Annotated in this window: 19 protein-coding genes; 10 read left to right on the top strand and 9 right to left on the bottom strand. The window is 70.4% G+C overall.

What is annotated here, in order from left to right:
- Nucleotides 1–8: 8 nt before the first annotated feature.
- The 8 genes from AB0O15_RS28890 to AB0O15_RS28855 all read right to left on the bottom strand — a co-directional run bounded on the left by AB0O15_RS28890 (nt 9) and on the right by AB0O15_RS28855 (nt 7,803).
- Nucleotides 9–407: a ChaB family protein gene (locus tag AB0O15_RS28890; protein WP_364324387.1), complete on the bottom strand. Its 399-nt coding sequence runs from the start codon at nt 405–407 to the stop codon at nt 9–11.
- Between the two features lie 71 nt (nt 408–478).
- A complete protein-coding gene (locus AB0O15_RS28885) occupies nt 479–946 on the bottom strand; it encodes a LysR family transcriptional regulator (protein ID WP_364324909.1) in 468 nt (155 codons plus the stop codon).
- 30 nt (nt 947–976) lie between these two features.
- The gene (locus AB0O15_RS28880) at nt 977–1,870 is read right to left on the bottom strand and encodes a CPBP family intramembrane glutamic endopeptidase (RefSeq protein ID WP_364324384.1); all 894 of its coding nucleotides are present in this window, start codon (nt 1,868–1,870) and stop codon (nt 977–979) included.
- A 126-nt stretch (nt 1,871–1,996) separates the two neighbouring features.
- A complete protein-coding gene (locus AB0O15_RS28875; RefSeq protein WP_364324381.1) occupies nt 1,997–2,680 on the bottom strand; it encodes a response regulator transcription factor in 684 nt (227 codons plus the stop codon).
- Nucleotides 2,677–3,849 (bottom strand): histidine kinase, encoded by a 1,173-nt coding sequence (locus tag AB0O15_RS28870; protein ID WP_364324378.1) that lies wholly within the window; start codon nt 3,847–3,849, stop codon nt 2,677–2,679. The genes AB0O15_RS28875 and AB0O15_RS28870 overlap by 4 nt, the downstream gene beginning before the upstream one ends.
- Nucleotides 3,850–3,859: 10 nt before the next feature.
- Nucleotides 3,860–4,699 carry a CPBP family intramembrane glutamic endopeptidase gene (locus AB0O15_RS28865; RefSeq protein ID WP_364324374.1) on the bottom strand — a complete coding sequence of 280 codons (840 nt, stop codon included), beginning with the start codon at nt 4,697–4,699 and terminating at the stop codon, nt 3,860–3,862.
- Nucleotides 4,700–4,776: 77 nt separating this feature from the next.
- The gene (gene katG / locus AB0O15_RS28860; protein ID WP_364324371.1) at nt 4,777–7,059 is read right to left on the bottom strand and encodes a catalase/peroxidase HPI; all 2,283 of its coding nucleotides are present in this window, start codon (nt 7,057–7,059) and stop codon (nt 4,777–4,779) included.
- A 69-nt stretch (nt 7,060–7,128) separates the two neighbouring features.
- Entirely contained in the window at nt 7,129–7,803 is a 675-nt protein-coding gene (locus AB0O15_RS28855; RefSeq protein WP_364324368.1) for an aquaporin, read from the bottom strand.
- 191 nt (nt 7,804–7,994) lie between these two features.
- Between AB0O15_RS28855 and AB0O15_RS28850 the strand changes: the two genes are divergently transcribed.
- From AB0O15_RS28850 to AB0O15_RS28805, 10 genes are all read left to right on the top strand, one after another.
- Nucleotides 7,995–9,260 (top strand): DUF2079 domain-containing protein, encoded by a 1,266-nt coding sequence (locus AB0O15_RS28850; RefSeq protein WP_364324365.1) that lies wholly within the window; start codon nt 7,995–7,997, stop codon nt 9,258–9,260.
- Between the two features lie 118 nt (nt 9,261–9,378).
- Nucleotides 9,379–10,815, top strand: coding sequence for a HAMP domain-containing sensor histidine kinase (locus tag AB0O15_RS28845; RefSeq protein WP_364324362.1), 1,437 nt, complete (start codon nt 9,379–9,381; stop codon nt 10,813–10,815).
- 264 nt (nt 10,816–11,079) lie between these two features.
- A complete protein-coding gene (locus AB0O15_RS28840) occupies nt 11,080–12,339 on the top strand; it encodes a cellulose binding domain-containing protein (protein ID WP_364324359.1) in 1,260 nt (419 codons plus the stop codon).
- Nucleotides 12,340–12,622: 283 nt separating this feature from the next.
- A complete protein-coding gene (locus AB0O15_RS28835) occupies nt 12,623–14,077 on the top strand; it encodes an ATP-binding protein (RefSeq protein WP_364324356.1) in 1,455 nt (484 codons plus the stop codon).
- A gap of 31 nt (nt 14,078–14,108) precedes the next feature.
- Nucleotides 14,109–14,543, top strand: coding sequence for a roadblock/LC7 domain-containing protein (locus AB0O15_RS28830; RefSeq protein ID WP_364324353.1), 435 nt, complete (start codon nt 14,109–14,111; stop codon nt 14,541–14,543).
- Entirely contained in the window at nt 14,540–14,914 is a 375-nt protein-coding gene (locus AB0O15_RS28825) for a DUF742 domain-containing protein (RefSeq protein ID WP_364324351.1), read from the top strand. The genes AB0O15_RS28830 and AB0O15_RS28825 overlap by 4 nt, the downstream gene beginning before the upstream one ends.
- Nucleotides 14,892–15,578 carry an ATP/GTP-binding protein gene (locus AB0O15_RS28820; RefSeq protein WP_364324348.1) on the top strand — a complete coding sequence of 229 codons (687 nt, stop codon included), beginning with the start codon at nt 14,892–14,894 and terminating at the stop codon, nt 15,576–15,578. Before AB0O15_RS28825 ends, AB0O15_RS28820 begins: the two co-directional genes overlap by 23 nt.
- On the top strand, nt 15,547–16,029 hold the full coding sequence (locus AB0O15_RS28815; RefSeq protein WP_364324345.1) for a GAF domain-containing protein: 483 nt from the start codon (nt 15,547–15,549) through the stop codon (nt 16,027–16,029). Before AB0O15_RS28820 ends, AB0O15_RS28815 begins: the two co-directional genes overlap by 32 nt.
- 297 nt (nt 16,030–16,326) lie before the next feature.
- Nucleotides 16,327–17,832 carry an acyl-CoA dehydrogenase family protein gene (locus AB0O15_RS28810; RefSeq protein ID WP_364324342.1) on the top strand — a complete coding sequence of 502 codons (1,506 nt, stop codon included), beginning with the start codon at nt 16,327–16,329 and terminating at the stop codon, nt 17,830–17,832.
- A complete protein-coding gene (locus AB0O15_RS28805; RefSeq protein WP_364324339.1) occupies nt 17,829–17,951 on the top strand; it encodes a hypothetical protein in 123 nt (40 codons plus the stop codon). The genes AB0O15_RS28810 and AB0O15_RS28805 overlap by 4 nt, the downstream gene beginning before the upstream one ends.
- Here AB0O15_RS28805 and AB0O15_RS28800 read toward each other — a convergent pair.
- Nucleotides 17,948–18,514: a hypothetical protein gene (locus AB0O15_RS28800; protein WP_364324336.1), complete on the bottom strand. Its 567-nt coding sequence runs from the start codon at nt 18,512–18,514 to the stop codon at nt 17,948–17,950. The two genes, AB0O15_RS28805 and AB0O15_RS28800, sit on opposite strands and share 4 nt — an antisense overlap.
- Nucleotides 18,515–18,564 lie beyond the last annotated feature (50 nt).

The raw sequence follows: 18,564 nt of genomic DNA, 5'->3' as shown, positions 1-18,564 counted from the left end.
GCCGGCCGTCACTTGCCGCGGGCTTTGCGGCTGCTTCTCGCGTTGGCCTTCTGGATCGCCTCGACCAGCTCGTCCTTGGTCATCCGGCTGCGGCCGGTGATGTCGAGCTTCTTCGCCTGCTCCAGCAGGTGCTTCTTGCTGGCGTTCGCGTCCACCCCACCGGCGGTCTTCGCCTTCGTGTCGCGGCCGCCGGCGGCCTTGGCGTCGCTCGGGCCCTTCTGCTCCTTGGGCTCCCAGTGGTCCCCCGTCTTCTCGAACGAGTGCTTCAGAGAGGCGAACGCGGTGCGGTGCGCCCGTTCGCCCTCGCCGTACTCCTCGACCGCGTGATCATGGGTCTTGGCGTACGTTTCCTGCGCCTTCTTCGGCGACCGCTTCAGCGTGCTCGGCATGTCGTCCTTCGCCGGCATGATGACCTCCTCGACGTCGGGATCCCACGACGCGTGCCCCGGTCGGGCCCACCTCAAACCGCGGTACCGGCTCAGCCGGGCCGAGGTCGTCCGTCACCGGTGGCGGTCATTTCTCGTGCGACGGCGCTTTCCGCGGTGAGCTGTTCGTGCGGCGGCGATTCCCGCGACGACGAGCGCGGCCGGCAGCCGGTGGCCGTGGCCGGGTCGAAGGTCTGACCCTTGAGCAGGTTCTCCAGGTGCGGCAGGAGCAGCGAGAGCTCGTTCTGCACCTCTCGGGCGGGTAAGGTCAGTTCGTAGTCACTCCCGGCGCGCACCAGGAGTTCGTCGCCGAACAACACCCGCAGCCGCTGCAGCGTCCGGCTCATCGACGACTGACTCAGATGAAACCTCTCGGCCGCCCGCACCGACGGTCGCCGCCGTCCGCCGGCGTGGGCGCCCTCGATCAGGGTGTCGAGCAGTTCCGCACGCCTCGGGCCGGGCGTAGCCGTGCCGCGGCGCCGAGGCGAGCGACGTGAGGATCCAGAAGGTGGGCTCCGCATATGGTTCACACCGGCAATATCTAGATGATCTTAGTATGAGGCAAGACCCGGTTCGTCCGCACGGGACGGGCGTGGCCAGAGCCCGCCGGTGCGGCCGGCCCGGCGCAGGACGACGACCATGGCCGTCAGGCAGAGCAGCAGGGCGATCAGGCTGGCTTCGGGGCCGAAGGCGCCGCCGGTCAGCAGCTCCGGGCCGGCCAGGGTGGTGTGCAGCAGTCCGCTCTCGGCGCCCCGGACGCTGCTGGAGGTCGGCAGGCCGAAGATGCCGATGTGGGTGAAGTCCCAGGCGAAGTGGAGGCCGATCGGGAGCCACAGCGATCGCGAGAGGACGTAGCAGGCGCCGGTCAGCAGCCCGCCCTCGAGACCGAGCGCGAGAGTTCCCCACAGCGTGGCGTTGCTGTTCACCAGGTGCGTGAACCCGAAGATCAGCGACGACACCGGCAAGGCGATCAGGCTGCCCGTACGCTCCTCCAGGATCCGGAAGACGACGCCGCGGAAGAGCAGTTCCTCGTTGACGGCGATGCTGGCCACGGCGCCGACCGCGGCGAGCAGCCCACCCGGTGACCCCCACGCCACATCCGCCCAGCCGCCCAGCGCCCCGATGACCAGGATCATGACGGTGAACAGGGAGAACCCGAGAACACCACCCTTGACCAGACCCGGCCACCGTCCTTGCGGCGACAGCTCGGTGATGGTCTCGCGCGCTTCGACGGCGCGGGACAACCATCGGTAGCAGGCCAGCGCCGCGACCGCGGTGCCCAGGCCGACGAGCAGGGCGACGAACACATTGCCCCCGGCGAGCACGTTGAGGCCGCGGGTCGCCGCCAGGACCACCAGCAGCGCCACCACCAGCACGGGGACCCGGAAACTCCGCAGCCGGCGCCGCGCCGGGGAGAGTCCGGCGTCGTGAACGGAATCGCGCATGGTTGAGGCCTCTCGAAATGTCAGCGTGTGAGGTATTTGACGCGCCTGACCCTAGAGCGCGACATCTCCCCTGCCATCCCTCCTCAGAGGACGAACGCGGTAGCTCCTCCGAGGGATGGGCCGGCGTCAGTGCGGATCCGGGCCCAGACCGATCCGGTACGCCAGAATGACCGCCTGGACGCGGTCACGCAGGCCGAGCTTGGAGAGGATCCGCGACACGTACGTCTTGACCGTCTCCAGCGAGATGGTCAGCTCGACGGCGATCTCGGCGTTGGAGCGGCCGGCCGCGATCTGCCGCAGCACCTCCATCTCCCGGGTGGTCAGCAACCGGTCGACGTTGTCCCGGGCCGGACCGGCGGCGCCGGTGGGCCGGAGGCGTTCGGCGAAGTGCCCGATCAGCCGGCGGGTGACCGCGGGGGCCAGCAGGGACTCGCCACGGGCAACGGTGCGGATACCCTCGACGATCTGCACATGGGGCGCGTCCTTGAGGAGGAACCCGCTGGCGCCGGCCCGGAGCGCCTCGTACACGTAGGCGTCGACGTTGAACGTGGTCACCACCAGCACCCGCACCGGCTGGTCGACGCCGGGACCGGCCAGGCACCGGGTCGCCTCGATGCCGTCCAGGATGGGCATCCGGATGTCCATCACGGCCACGTCCGGGCGCAACAGCTGCCCCAGCCGCACCGCCTCGCGACCGTCCGCGGCCTCGCCGACGACCTCCAGGTCGGGCTGGGCGGAGAAGATCGTGGCGTAGCCCGTACGGACCAGCGCCTGATCCTCACAGATCAGCACCCGGATCGGGTCGGTCACTCGGTACTCCTCAAGGGGATCACGGCCCACACCCGGAAGCCGCCGTCGGGCCGGATCCCGGAGACGAGGTCGCCGTCGAGAAGGCGCACCCGCTCACGCATGCCGGCCAGCCCGCGCCCACCCGAGGGCAGGACCGGAGTGGTGGCCGACGGGCCGATGGTGGTCACCTCGATCTCGAGGGCGTCGTCCCGGTGCCGCACCGCGACCGTGGTCGGCCGCCCGGTGGCGTACTTGATCGCGTTGGTCAGCGCCTCCTGCACGACGCGGTAGGCGGCGAGCTCCACGTCGACCGGTAACGACCTGGGCCGGCCGGGTTCGGTCCAGGTGACCGGTTGCCCGGCCAGCCGGGCCTGCTCGACCAGATCGGCTATCCGGCCCATGGTGGGCGCCCGATCACCGGTGGTGGGCTCGCCGGTCGCCTCCAGCGCGTCCAGCATCGCCCGCAACTCGGTCAGCGCCCGGCGCCCGGTCGCACCGATGGCGGTCAGCCCGTCCGCGACGCGGTCCGGCCCGCTGGTGAGCAGGAACTGCGTCGCATCGGCCTGGACCACCATCGCGGTCACGTGGTGGGTGACCACATCGTGCAGGTCACGTGCGATCCGGGCCCGCTCGGCGGACGTGGCGACCTCGGCGGCCAGCCGCCGGTGCTCGGCCTCCTCCGTCCGCCACCGGCGCGCACCGGCGCCGGTCAGCCAGATCGCCACCAGCACCAGATAGAACGCCAGGAAGTCCAGGACGTCCTGCGGTGAGCCACGATCGTGCAGCACCACCGCCAGCACCGCGTAACCCGCCGTCACCGCCACGGCGAACCACCGCCGGCCCGTCACCAGGTGAGCGCCGGCGGCGTACACCGCCAGCAGCAGCGACACCTTCGCGAAGGTGTCGGGGCGGCCCAGCACCTGGCCCACCGCCCACACCCCGCCGGCGGCCACGAGACAGCCGGCGGGCCGGCGGCTGCGCATCAGCAGCGGCAGGCACATGCCCAGCGTCAGCGCCGCGTCGACCAGGGCGGCGGCGGCGACCGGATAGCGGGGCAGATCGCCGATCTCCGGCCCCAGGTGCGACACGGTCGGCGTGAACGCCAGCACAGCGACCAGGGCGGTCCACAATGCATCCTTTGCGGACGCCGGGAGATTGCGCCATCGGCGGGGGACCTCGGCGATCGCCATCGCGGCGAGTCTAACGACGGCGGCGTGGCCGGGGAACCAGCTTGCCGCCGCGCCGCGCGGCGATCAGCATCGGCACCGCGAGCAGCAGGCTCACGACGACCGGGATGATCGACGCCTCCAGGCCGAACTGGCCGCCGGTCAGCAGCTCGGGCCCGGTCGGCCGGGCCACCAGCAGACCGTCCGCGGCGTGGCCCGACACCGGGATGCCCAGCAGCCCCACCGCGGTGTTCCAGGCGAAGTGCAGACCCACGACCAGCCAGATGTTGCGCCGCCACAGGAACGCGGCGCCGAGCAGGACACCCGCCTCCACCGCGATGGCCACCGAACTCCACACCGTCGCGCCCGGGTTGGCCAGATGCAGGAAGCCGAACAGCAGGGCGGTGACCGCCAGCGCGACCCAGCTGCCGAACAACCGTTCCAGCGCCTGCAACGCCAGGCCCCGGAACAGCAGTTCCTCCGTCACCGCCGCGCCGAAGGACACCGCCGCCATGCTCGCCACGATCGACAGAGCGCTGCCCGGCGCCCGGCTGAACGAGAACTCGGTGACCACCGCCAGGATCGACACACCGATGAACACCACCCCGATCGCCACGCCGACGAGCAGGTGCGGCACGGCGTGCCGCCGGGCGATCTCCGGCGTCTCCCGCCGCGCGACATGGCGCATCACCACCGCGTAGACGACGACCGCGACGACCGCACCCACCAGCCCGGCCACCGGCCCGCCCAGCGACAACGCCGACGCCGCGCCGACACCGACCAGTCCCACCGACATCCAGACGATCGGGAACCGCATGATGCGGCCGGCCCGCCCGGCCCGCTCATCCAGCTGTTCCCCCGGCAACGTGCTCACCAGTCACTCTCCCTGCCCCCACGGCCGCCCGGTCCGACGGCACGTTGGCAGGCTACGGACGACACCACGCCGGCGAATCACCAAGAAGTGGACGTTCGCGGTAGCTCCTGCGAGGGATACCGATCGAGGTTCATCACCTTGACCCAGGCGGCGACGAAGTCCTCGGCGAACGTGGCGCGCGCGTCGTCGCCGGCGTACACCTCGGCCACGGCGCGCAGCTCCGAGTTCGATCCGAAGATCAGATCCACCCGGCTGCCCCGCCACCTGACCGAGCCGTCCGGGTCGCGGGCCTCGAACGTCTCCGGGTCGTCGGTGACCGGCCGCCAGGTGGTGTCCAGGTCGAGCAGGTTGACGAAGAAGTCGTTGGTCAGCACGCCCGGCGTCCTGGTGAGGACGCCCACCGGGGACTCCTGGTAGGTGGCGCCGAGCACGCGCAGGCCGCCGATCAGGACGGTCATCTCGGGCGCGGTCAGCGTCAGCAGGTTGGCCCGGTCCACGAGCAGGAACTCGGCCGGAAGACGGTGTCCCTTGCCCTGGTAGTTGCGGAATCCGTCGGCGGCCGGCTCGAGCGCGGCGAACGACTCGGCGTCCGTCTGCTCCGCGGTGGCGTCCGTACGGCCGGGGGTGAACGGCACCTCGATCGGATGTCCGCCGGCCGCCGCGGCCCGCTCGACCGCCGCCGAGCCGGCCAGCACGATCAGGTCGGCCAGCGAGATCTTCCGGCCACCGGTCTGTTCGGTGTTGAAGGTCTCCCGGAGGTCACCGAGGACAGTCAGCACCCGGTCCAGGCGTTCCGGCTCGTTGACCTCCCACGAGTTCTGCGGCGCGAGCCTGATCCGGGCGCCGTTGGCGCCGCCGCGTTTGTCGCCGCCGCGGAAGGTGGACGCCGACGCCCACGCCGTCGCGACCAGCTCCGGCACGCTCAGGCCGGCCGCCAGCACCCGCTCCTTGAGCGTCGCGACGCCGGCGGCGTCGACCAGCTCGTGGTCGACCGCCGGCACCGGGTCCTGCCAGATCAGCCGTTCCGCGGGCACCTCGGGCCCGAGGTAGCGCTGGATCGGCCCCATGTCGCGGTGGGTCAGCTTGAACCAGGCCCGGGCGAACGCGTCGGCGAAGGCGCCGGGGTCGGCCAGGAAGCGCCGTGAGATCTGTTCGTATGCGGGATCGACCCGCAGGGCCAGGTCCGTGGTCAGCATCGTCGGCACCCGACGGACCGAGGGGTCGAACGGATCGGGGATGATCCCCGGCGTGTCCCGGGCCACCCACTGGTGCGCCCCGGCCGGGCTCTTCGACAACTCCCACTCGTGGCCGAACAGGATCTCGAAGAAGCTGTTGCTCCACCGAGTCGGCGTCGTGGTCCAGGTGACCTCCAGCCCGCTGGTGATCGCGTCCGGGCCCGAGCCGGTGCCGAAGGTGCTGCGCCAGCCCAGGCCCTGCTCCTCGATCGGGGCGGCCTCGGGCTCGGCGCCGACGTGGTCGGCCGGTCCGGCGCCGTGCGTCTTGCCGAAGGTGTGCCCACCGGCGATCAGGGCCACGGTCTCCTCGTCGTTCATCGCCATCCGGCCGAACGTCTCGCGGATGTCGCGGGCCGACGCCATCGGGTCCGGGTTGCCGCCCGGGCCTTCCGGATTGACGTAGATCAGGCCCATCTGGACCGCGGCCAGCGGCTCCTCCAGGTCACGGTCGCCGGTGTACCGCTCGTCGGCGAGCCAGGTGGTCTCCGGGCCCCAGTAGACGTCCTCGTCGGGCTCCCACACGTCGGGCCGGCCGCCGGCGTACCCGAAGGTCGTGAAGCCCATCGACTCCAGTGCGACGTTGCCGGCCAGGACCATCAGATCGGCCCACGACAGACTTCGGCCGTACGCCTTCTTGACCGGCCACAGCAGCCGGCGCGCCTTGTCCAGGTTCGCGTTGTCCGGCCAGCTGTTGAGCGGCGCGAACCGCTGCTGACCGGCGCCGGCCCCACCGCGGCCGTCGCTGATCCGGTAGGTTCCCGCGCTGTGCCACGCCATCCGGATGAGGAACGGGCCGTAGTGCCCGTAGTCGGCCGGCCACCAGTCGCGTGACGTGGTCAGGATCGCGGCGATGTCCCGCTTGACGGCGGCCAGATCGAGGGCCTGGAACGCGGCCGCGTAGTCGAACGCCGCGCCCAGCGGATTGGCCTCCGCCGGGTTCTTGGCCAGGATTCGCAGGTTGAGCCGGTTCGGCCACCATCCGCGGTTGCCGCCGCCCTGGGTCGGATGAGCCGCACGGCCGTGCGCCACCGGGCACGTCGGAGCGGCGCCGGCCTCCGCGTCATGATCGATGGCCTGGTGCTGCTCGGACGGCACGGACGTGGTGCCGTCGTGATGGTCGGACATCATTTCCCTTCAGCGAGCGTCGAAGACCGGCGGTGAGCTGGGCCGGCGGTGAGCTGGGCCGGCGGTGAGCTAGGACTGAGTCGCGACTTCGGCGGCCGGGACGGACCGGACCGGGTCGCGATCCTCTCGGTTGATGGCCAGGAAGGCGGCCGCCGCGAGCGCTCCGCCGGCGACCTCGGCGACCAGATGGACCCAGATCGCGGACCAGGAGAACAGACCCATGGCCGCGCCACCGACGGCGACCGCCGGATTGAAAGCGCCACCGGAAATCGCTCCCACGGTGAACGCGCCGGCCATCACGGTTCCCCCGATCGCCAAGCCGTAGAAGGAGTTCTCCGGGTGGTCACGACTCGTGGCGACGTTCAGCACCACGTAGGCCAGCGCGAAGGTGAACAACGCCTCGACGGCGAACGCCATCGGGATCTCCCGGCCGGTGAACGACAGCGTGGCCGGCTTCGGCCCGGCGACGATCAGCCTCGCGGTCAGCGCGGCCAGCAGCCCGCCGGCGATCTGACTGATGACGTAAGCGCCGGCGGCGGAACCGCTGATCCGGCCCCGGATCAGCACGGCCAGGGTGACGGCCGGATTGAAATGCGCACCGGAGACATGGCCGCCGGCATAGACCATCACCATGAGAACTCCGCCGATCGCCACCGGCGCCAACATGTTCATGCTGGTTACCGCTATGCCGACCGTCAGAACGAGAAAGAACGTTCCCACGAATTCCGCCGCGTACCTACGCACAGTTGTTCTCCTCCGTGGTCGGACGTCGTCATTCCGGCGCCGAAACCATCGACTGCCGCTGATGGGAAACGCTAGGCGATATTCGTGGCGACAGATGTTATGAATCCCTTAAGGACATCGGCGACCGCGACCTGAAGTGGTTTTCAGCCTGCTTCAGGGCCGGTTCAGGTGGCGTTGTCGATCATCGCCGCGTGTCGAAACGAGTCGGTTCGCTGGTGGTCGCGCTCTTCTCGGCGTACGCCATGGTCGCCGTGACCAAGCACCTCAGAGTGCGCACCAATGCTTTTGACCTGGGCATTTTCGAGCAGGGGGTGCGCGGGTACGCCGGTCTGGGCGCTCCGCTGGCGCCGCTGAAGGGGCCTGGCGTGCACCTGCTCGGCGACCACTTCCATCCGATCCTGATCCTGCTCGCGCCGATCTACCGGGTGTTTCCGAGCCCGATCACCCTGCTGATCGTGCAGGCCGCGCTGCTGGCCCTGTCCGCGGTGCCGGTGACCCGGCTGGCCGTCGCGCGGTTCGGGACCCGTGGTGGCCTGGCGATCGGCGCCGCCTACGGGCTGTCCTGGGGCATCCAGCAGGCGGCCGGCTTCGACTTCCACGAGATCTGCTTCGCCGTCCCGCTGCTGGCGTTCAGCCTCGAGGGCCTGGCGCGGCGGCGGTGGGGCGTGGCGGTGGCCTGGGCGGCGCCGCTGCTGCTGGTCAAGGAGGACCTGCCGCTCACCGTCGCGGCGATCGGCGGCTACCTCGTCCTGCGCGGCCGGTGGCGCCTCGGCCTCGCGACCATCGGCGGCGCGGTCGCCGCCGGCCTGCTCATCGTCCTGATCCTGATCCCGGCGTTCAACCAGGCCGGCGCGTACACCTATGCCTCCGGCAGCGCCCTGCTGACCGGGGTGCCGGTCAAACTGCTGACGGTGGTCCTGCTGCTGCTTCCGACCGGCTTCCTCGCCGTACGCTCACCGCTGGTGCTCCTGGCCCTGCCCACGCTGGCCTGGCGGTTCTGGGCGGACAACCCGCACTACTGGGGGCCGCGGTACCACTACAGCGCGGTGCTGATGCCGATCGTCTTCGTGGCGATGCTGGACGCCCCGCCGGCCCTGCTCGACCGGTGCCGCCGGTCGTTGCCGGCCGCCGCCCTGGCCCTCGCGGTGTCCGCGTCGGCGGTGCTGCCGCTCCACGCCCTGGCCGACCCGGCCACCTGGCGGCGTGACCCGGCGGCCGCGGCGATCCGGTCGGCGCTGACCCGGATCCCCGACGACGCCGTCGTGGCGGCCGACCAGCGGCTGGCGCCGCAGCTCACCGCCCGCTGCGAGGTCTACCTGTTCCCCTTCTACCCGAACGCCGTGGTCCAGCCTCAGTGGGTGGCCGTCCTCGAACCCCGGGACGCGGTGCCCGGCTATCGGAAGGTGACCTCCGATGGTGGGGTCGTGCTCTTCGTCCGCGCCACTCCGGCAAGCTGAAAGGTGTTTCCGGACCGTGCGGCCGCGGGCTGGCAGGATGGTCCGATGCGGCTCCTGATGGTGGACGAGCGTGAACCGGTCGAACCCTGGGGTCGCGGCCCGACGATCCTCGGCGCGCGTGCCTAGGCCGCAGCTGCCGGTACGGGTTCGGGCGGCGGCCGCGGCGGCGCTGGCGGCCGCCCTGTGCCTCGGGGGCGGGGCGCTCTGGCTGCGCCACGTGATCCACGCGAACAGTGTGGCGGGGTCCGTCGCGACCGCGCGGTCACAGGCCCGCGCCATCGCCTCGACCTACGAAACGCCCGCGGCGAGAATGAACGCGGACGGGGGCGCCCTGGCGGTGGACTGTGATGCCGCGGGTTGCCCCTACGACAAATGGTACGAGTTTCCCTATTTCGGCATGGAGATCAGCTTCGCGGTGGTCGACAACCACGGCAAGGTGCTGCTGACCCAGAACCAGCTGAGCGGTCTGAACTTCCCGGCGGTCCCACCGCGGTTCGACGAGGACTTCTTCGGCCGCCTCGACGTTCACCTGCCAGCCGCCCGCAGCGGCCCACCGGGGCAGCTCGACGGTCGCCAGGTCACCCTGGTGACCTACAACGTCAGCCCGTCGGGCGCGACCGTCTACGTCCTGGTCTCGCCGCTCGACGCGGAGGCCGCCGTGGCCCCGGTCGACGATTGGCTCCGACGTGGTCTCCCCGCCGCCGTCCTGTTCGTCGCCGCGGTGGCCTGGTGGGCGGCCGGACGCGCGCTGCGCCCGGTCGAGGGGATGCGCGCCGAGCTGGCCCGCATCACCGCCGCGGACCTCAGCGGCCGGGTGCCCCAGCCGCGCACCGGCGACGAGATCGCCCGGCTGGCCGTCACCATGAACGAAACCCTCGACCGGATCGCCGACGGGGCCGAACGGCAGCGCCGGTTCGTGGCCGACGCGGCGCACGAGCTGCGTAGCCCTCTCGCCGGCCTGCGCACCACCGCCGAGGTCACCGCCACGCACGGCGGCGTGGTCGACCCGGAGGTGCTGCGCACCGGCACCGAGCGGTTGCAGCGGCTCATCGACGACCTGCTGCTGCTCGCCCGTCTGGAACGGACGGCGCCGGCTCGGGGAGAGCCGGTCGACGTCGCCGCGGTCGCGGAGGAACTGGTCGGTGAGCGCCGCTACCGTGTGCCGCCGGACGAGCGGTTCGTCCTGGTGGCCGCTGGGCCCGCGGAGGTGATCGGGCGCGAAGAAGAACTGGGCCGAATGCTCAGGAACCTGCTGGACAACGCCTCCCGGTACGCCCGCGACCGCATCACCGTGACCGTCGCGCAAGCCGAGCCCGGCGTCGTCCGGGTGGAGGTCCGCGACGACGGCCCGGGTATCCCGGAAGCCGACCGGGAACAGGTCTTCGAACGGTTCGCGCGGGTCGACCAGGCCCGCGATCGCCGGCACGGCGGCGCCGGTCTGGGCCTGGCGATCGCCCGGGACATCGCCGTCCGGCACGGCGGCAGCCTGTACGCGGCCGGCACCACAAGCGGCGCCAGCCTCGTCGCCGAGCTGCCGCAGGCGCCACGAACCTGAAGCTCGTCATTACGCGAACGGTCATTACCAGGTTCGGCCTCGAATAATCGTTACGCGGGGACCACGACGCGGGTCGCGGACGGTAAAAGTCCTGGCCAGCCGCCCCGCCGACCCGAGCCCGGTCGGGCCGCCCGGCGATCGCCCCGGACGCTGCCGGAAGCGGCGCTTGAGCCGGCCCGACCGGACTGGCAACATTGGCCACCTTCGATGGGAGCGCTTCCACACCTGGTGAGCCCGGCACCCTGACAAGGAGGAGAAGGTTCGATGGCAGAGCACGCAGATCCGAGACGCAGGGTGCTGAGCGCGGCGATCGCCGCGGCGGCCCTCGTGCTGACGGCGGGCGTCGCGGTGGTGACCGGCACGACCGCGTCGGCCGTCCCGAACAGCACCCTGGCGGCCACCGCGGGATGCGGGAAGACCCCGTCCCTGCGCGACGGGACCTACACGATCCAGAGCGGCGGGCGAGCCCGCACGTACATCCTGCGGCTGCCCGGCTCCTACACCAGCAGCCGGTCCTACCGGCTCGTGATCGGGCTGCACTGGCTCAACGGCAGCGCGAACGACGTGGTCGGCAACGGCTTCTACGGCCTGCAGCAACGGGCCGGCGACAGCGCCATCTTCGTCGCGCCGCAGGGCCTCGACGCCGGCTGGGCCAACACCGGCGGCCGGGACGTCACGCTGGTCGACGACATTCTGCGGGTGGTCGAGAACGACCTGTGTGTCGACACGACCCAGCGGTTCGCGCTGGGCTTCAGCTACGGCGCCGCGATGAGCTACGCCCTGGCCTGCGCCCGGCCCACGGTTTTCCGGGCGGTCGCGCCGATCGCCGGCGCCAATCTCAGCGGATGCTCGTCGACCTCCCAGCCGGTCGCCTACTTCGGCATCCACGGGATTCGCGACAGCGTCCTGAACATCTCCCAGGGCCGGGCGCTGCGGGACAGCTTCGTCCGCGCGAACGGCTGCACGGCGCAGAACCCGCCGGAGCCGGCCCAGGGCAGCGGCACCCACATCACCACCAACTACGCGGGATGCCGGGACGGCTATCCGGTCCGGTGGGCCGCCTTCGACGGCGACCACGTCCCCCTCCCGGTCGACCGCAACGCCGCTTCGTCGTGGGTCTCCGGCGAGGTCTGGCAGTTCTTCGCCCAGTTCGGCGCCACCACGCCGCCGTCGCCGCCGGCCTCGGAGACTCCGCCGCCCGGTGACGCGGCCTGCCGGGTCACCAGCGCGGTCAACGCCTGGAGCACCGGCCTGACCGTCAACCTCACCGTCACCAACACCGGCGGATCGGCCATCAACGGCTGGAACCTGGCCTTCACCCTGCCGGCCGGACAGAGCATCACCAACGGCTGGAACGCCACCTACTCCCCCGCCTCGGGACGGGTCACCGCCACCGACGCCGGCTACAACGCGGGCCTGGCCCCGGGCGCGTCGGTCACCGTCGGCTTCCAGGCCACCCACAACGGCAACAACGGCGCTCCGACCGCGTACGCGCTGAACGGCTCCTCCTGCACCAGCGCCTGACCACAACCGGCCGGGCACAAGAAAAGCGAGACGACGTCACGTCGTCTCGCTTTTCTTGTCGGCAACTGATCGGAAGCGCACTGAGCCGCTGAACCATAATGTCGGCTCAGGTCGGCAGGCATGACCGGTTCACCCATTCAGATGACGTGAATCAGCATCGAGGCCAGCCGATTCACCGGATCGATGACGAGGCGATTTCTGCTTGTGGTGATGCATCCGCCACCCACCTACAGTGAATGGCCTTCCACCGGGAATTGCCGCATCACCACGATTGAGGATGCTCATGCCCGACACTCCTTTCTTGATCGCCGGCGCCGTCGTCCTGGCCGCGGTCGGCTTCGCTGTCCGGACGGCCCTGCGTTCCGGCGTCCGGTCGGGCGGGCGGCGGATCTCGCCCGCCGCATCGCGGTCGGCCCTCGCCGAGACCCGGTCGGAGCTGGTCGCGGCTCGCGCCGAGGTCGACCAGCTCACCGAGCGGCTCCGGCAGGCGCAGGCCCGGGTGACCCCGACCGCCACAGTGCCGGTCGCCCACGCCGACGGCCGGCACGTGGAGGTCTTCGTGAACCTGTCCCGGCGGCTGCAGTCGCTGGTGCACCGCGAGATCAAGCTGCTCGACGGGCTGGAGAACGAGGTCGAGGATCCTGATCTGTTGAAGGGCCTCTTCCAGGTCGACCACCTGGCGACCCGGATCCGGCGGCACGCGGAGAATCTGGCGGTGCTCGGCGGGTCGGTGTCGCGCCGGCAGTGGAGCCGGCCGGTCGCGCTGACCGAGGTGCTGCGGTCCGCGATCGCCGAGGTCGAGCACTACTCGCGGGTCAAGCTGGTGCCCCCGATCGACGGCACTCTGCCGGGGCACGCCGTCGCCAGCGTCATCCACCTGATCGCCGAGCTGATCGAGAACGCGACGATGTTCGCGCCACCACACACGCAGGTGCTGCTCCGCGCACAGCAGGTCGCGGCCGGGATGGCGGTCGAGGTCGAGGATCGCGGGCTCGGCATGCAGCGCGCCGACCTGGACCGGGTCAACCAGTTGCTGGTCAACCCCGACGACACCAACCTCGACGACCTGCTGCGGGACGGCCGGATCGGGCTCTACGTGGTCTCGACCATCGCCCGGCAGCACGGGATCACCGTGCAACTGCAGGCGAACATCTTCGGCGGCACCCAGGCCGTGGTCATCCTGCCGCCGCTGCTGATCGGCTTGTCGGCCCCTCAGGCCGTGGCGGAGGCGCCGCTGACTCAGGGGAAGGTGCCCCTGACCCAGGCGGACGAGCCGCTTCAGGCTCAGCCGCGGCCTCCGCTCGAGCGACGAGTTCCGCTCCAGAAGCGGGTTTCAACACGACCAACACCTCAGGTACGGGGGCAGTCGCCGAGCCGCGGCCAGGACACCACCGAGATCACTCGGCCACCGGCCTGGCCGGAGGTCAAGCCCGCTCACGCGGCACAACGTCAGGTGCCTGGGGACGCCGTCGTCCTGGCCGGCGCGGCTCGCGGCCCGGCCGGGCCCCGGCCGGACACCACCGCAACCCTTGCCCAGCAACAGGTGGAAGCCACGCCGTCACGACCCCCGCTGCCACGCCGCCGCAGTCAGACCCACCTGGCCCCGCAGCTGCAACTCGGCCGGCCGCGCCCGGCGACGGAGCCGATCGGCGAACACCATCCGGGCCTGATGGCGTCGTTCATGAACGGCGTCGCGCAGGGCGAAGCAGGCGTACCCGAGGCCGGAAACCATGACTGACGACCGCGTATCTCGGAAAGGCCCAGCTCACATGTCGCTCACCGATCCCGTACGCACGTCCCGGGACCTCGTCTGGCTGTTGTCCGGATTGGTCGATCGCGTCCCGGACACCAGGAGTGCCCTGCTGCTGTCGTCGGACGGGCTGCGCAAAGCCGCTCACGGGCTGGACGACGACGGGGCGGATCACCTGGCCGCGATCGCCTCCGGGCTGTTCTCGCTGGCCCGCAGCGCCGGAACCCGGTTCGGCGGCAGCGAGGGGGTCCGCCAGGTGGTGTGCGAGCTGGACGATTCACTGCTGTTCGTCTCGGCGGCCGGCTCCGGGGCGGTGCTCGCGGTGGTCGCCGGGAAGACGGCCGACCCCGGGGTGCTGGGCTACGAGATGGCTCAGATGGTCAAGAGCGTCCGGCCGTACCTGGCCACGCCGGCCCGGCCGGCGTCCGACGTCGTGGACGTGCGCGGACGGTGAGCGTCCTCGAGGCCGACGAGCACTGGTTCGACGACGCCGCGGGACGGCTCATCCGGCCGTACACGGTGAGCGACGGCCGGACCGAACCGACCATCCGGATGGACCTGCTGTCGATGGTGATCGCCACCGGCCGCCAGCCGCAGGGTCAGCTCGGACCGGACCACGCCCAGGCGCTCGGGCTCTGTCGCAGCTTCAGCACGGTCGCCGAGATCGCGGCGCGGCTGAGGCTTCCCGCTGTGGTCACCAAGATCCTGCTTTCCGACCTGGTCGACTGGGGCGTGGTCGATGCCCGATCCCCCGATCCGATAGCTGATTCCTCGAATCCGGCGGTTTTGGAGACCATCCTCAATGCCCTTCAACGACGGCTCTGACGGCTTCCCGTCCGCGCTCAAGCTGCTGATCGCGGGCGGTTTCGGCGTCGGCAAGACCACCTTCGTCGGTTCGGTCAGCGAGATCGAGCCGCTGCACACCGAGGAACTGCTCACCACCGCGAGCGTGGGCACCGACCGGCTGACCGGCGTCGAACGCAAGACGACGACCACGGTCGCGATGGATTTCGGCCGCATCACGATCAGCCCCGATCACGTGCTCTACCTGTTCGGCACCCCTGGGCAGGAACGCTTCTGGTTCATGTGGGAAGAGTTGTCCAGCGGCGCCATCGGCGCGGTCGTGCTGGCCGACACCCGGCGGCTGGAGGACTGCTTCCCGGCCGTCGACTTCTTCGAGTCACGGGGCATCGGCTTCGTGGTCGCGGTCAACGAGTTCGACGGCGCGTGCCGGTACGAGCTGGACGACCTACGCGGCGCGCTCGACCTGAAGCCGGACGTTCCGATCGTGCACTGCGACGCCCGTGATCAGCGATCCGCCACCGGCGTGCTGATCGGTTTGATCCACCATCTCCTCGCCTCCCGACCTGTCCATGATCGAACGGAGTCCCCGCATGATCTACGACCTCTCCGGACACCATCCCCTCACCCCGGTGGATCCGGAATTGCCCGCTCGCATGCGCCGGCTGCACGAGCTTGGCCTGGGTGACGAGCCGGATCCGGAGCTCGACGAGTTCGCCCGGCGGGTCGGCGAGGTCACGAAGGCGCCGCTGGCCATGGTCAACTTCGTCCGGGACGACCGTCAGTACCTGGGTGGCCTGTACGCCGGCCCCACCGTTCCGGAGGCTCTCCGGACCGCCCTGGCCGGCCGCACCTTCACGCGTGAGCACGGGTACTGCCCGCACGTGGTCGTCCGCCGGAAGGCACTGGTGCTCGATGATGTCTGCGACTATCCCCGGTTCGCCGGCAACCCGGTGGTGGACGAGATCGGCATCCGCTCGTACCTGGGCGCTCCGTTGATCGACCGGACCGGCGTCGCGCTCGGCACGGTCTGCGTGGTCGACGTCGAACCACGCCCGTGGGGCCGGCCCGGCCTGGGAACCATCAAGGCGCTCGCCTCCGAGATGGTCGCGCAGATCCATGCCCGCGAGGGAACGTAGGCGCGGCCGGACGGTCACCCAGGTCGGGCAGCACTTCCGAGGAAGGCTGTCCGGCCTTCGCTCTGTCCGGCCAAGGTCGGCCGGATGGGACTTCTCGCCCATCACCGTACGTAACGAATTGACTCCGTTGAGAAACCGAGGGGCCGGTTGTAGAGTTCGTCGAAATAGACGGCCGTGAGCTTGTTTTAATATCAAGTATCCTTTCGGGAGCCAATGATGGAAGCCGAAGCCCTCGATCACGACGCTGTTCTCTGCACAGCGACGGACGACCGGCCGGAGCCGACATCGGCGAAAAGGATGTTGGAATTCCTGCGTGCGTACTCCCGGGATTTTCTCAACTCCCGGCTGATGGACGAGCGCCGCTCTCTTCCACCGGCACTGATCTCGGATTTCGCCGACGTCGGTCTGCTCGGCCTGCAGATTCCCCACGAATACGGCGGACAGGATCTGTCCCACAACGACATGAACCGGGTGTTCACCCAACTCGGGGCCATCGACGCCAACCTCGCCGTTTTCTGCGCGGTGCACAACACTCTCGGAACAGCGCCGATCCAGCTCTCCGCCACCGAGGAGGTCCGGCGCCACGTGCTGCCCCGCCTGGCCACGGGACAAGCATTGGCCACCAGCGCGATCAGCGAACCGGGCATGGGCTCCCACCTTCGGGGCATGACGACCAGCGCGACCCGCCACTCGGACGGCTCCTACACGATCAATGGCCTCAAGAAATGGATCTCGCTGGGCGGGGATGCTCGATACGTCAACATCTTCGCCGGACTCCATGATGACGACGGCCCGGCCCGGGGCATTACCGGCTTCCTGGTGGACAGTCGTACACCCGGTTTCGAGATCGGTCCGGAAATGCTGACCCTGGGTCTGCGTGCGGTGCCCCAATACGATCTCAGCTTCCGCAATCTCTGGGTGCCTCCCTCCGCCCTGCTGGGCGTCGAAGGAGACGGCCTCAGCACGGCCAAAGCGGCATTCATGGGTGGCCGGATCATGCTCGCGGCGATGGCATCGGGAGCGGCGATGCGATCTCTCGAGCTGGCCCAGAGATTCACGTCGGGCCGTGAGGTCGCCACCGGCTCCCTGGCCGAGAACGGGCGCATCCGTGAATTGCTGGCCGAGGCGGGAGCGGCCGTCCAGGCGGTGGAAACACTGATCACCCGGATCGCGGCCTGGCTGGACGCCGGCCGGCACGTACCCGACGCCTGGTATTTCTGCGCCAAGATCCTGGGATGTGAGCTGGGCTGGCGCGCCATCGACACGGCTCTGCAGATCTTGGGCGCCCGCGGCTTCCTCGACACCAACACCGTCGGTCAGCACTTCCGGGACTACCGGTTGTTCCGGATCTTCGAGGGCTCCACCGAGGCGATCACGGTCTACCTCGGGACCATGCTGGTCAGCCACCCCGACGAGTTCACCGACCTGGTGAAGCAGGTTCACCCGACCGCGGAGGTGCTCCGGCAGGTCGACCGGGTCGTGGAGATCGGCGCCCACCGCCCCGATGACGGCGCGGCCCAGCACATCCACGCGGCGGTCATCGGCGAGCTGGCGTGCTGGACCCTGTTGACCATGGTGACCAGCGAAGCCGTCCACCGGTCGGCGATGCACGGCTACACCGCGTCCTGGGCCGAGGACCAGCTGCGGCAACGACTGGACATCGCGCGCCTGGGCGCGAAGCGGGAACTGCCCACCCGGTCGGAGTTCACGGCCCACGTGGCCGGCTATGCCGACGTCATCGGGAATGTGGACCAACGACGCTGGCCCGCCGAGGAGTGGGGCGCCGACCCGTTGCTCCGATGACGCGACGAGCCCCGGCGCGGACCGCGGCCGCCGTCCTGGCCTGGGACCGCGACCGCGGTGAGCCGCCCCTGAGCGCCGGCCTAGACCCCGAGCGCGAGGCGGAACTGCTGGAGAGCTAGGACGTCTTCGCGTTGCCGGCGCCCCGGTATTTCTTGAGGCTTTCCTTGAACACCTGCTTCTCGCAAGCCTGCAGATCGTCGTAGGCCTGGTTGGCGCCGGTGCCGTCGCCGTACAGGATGGACACCGGATCGCCGCCCACGGTCACGTTGTGGCCCTTGGCCCGCAGGCACTGGGCCGTCTCCCGCAACCGATCCTCGTACCGCGGGTCGATGCGACGTTCCCGGTCCTGCCAGGTCTCCGGGACGAGCAGGTCACACTTCTCCGCGGCCGCCCGGACCTCGGGTCCGATCCGCGGCTTCTCGTGGTCGTCGGGGACCGTGACGCCCAGATCGGTCAGGCACTTGCGGTGGGCCACCATGTACCGGTCGTACTCCGCCTTGCCGTCGTCCGGGCCGAGCACCGGTCGCTCCCGCTGGGCCGCCGGCGCGGAGGCCGACGCCGCGGGCGCCGATCGCAGGGTCGCGACGGCGGGCGTCTCGTTCCCGGCCGGCTCACCGCAACCGGCGAGCAGAGGGATGAGCAGCGTCGCTGCGGCCACGGCACACAGGGTTCTGATTCGCACGGGCCCATCCTTCGGCACGCTTGTCAGAACAGGGTCAGGATCGTCCACAC

This window comes from Actinoplanes sp. NPDC089786, from assembly GCF_040684855.1.
Classification (GTDB): domain Bacteria; phylum Actinomycetota; class Actinomycetes; order Mycobacteriales; family Micromonosporaceae; genus Actinoplanes.
This window is presented reverse-complemented; position numbering and strand designations above follow the sequence as displayed.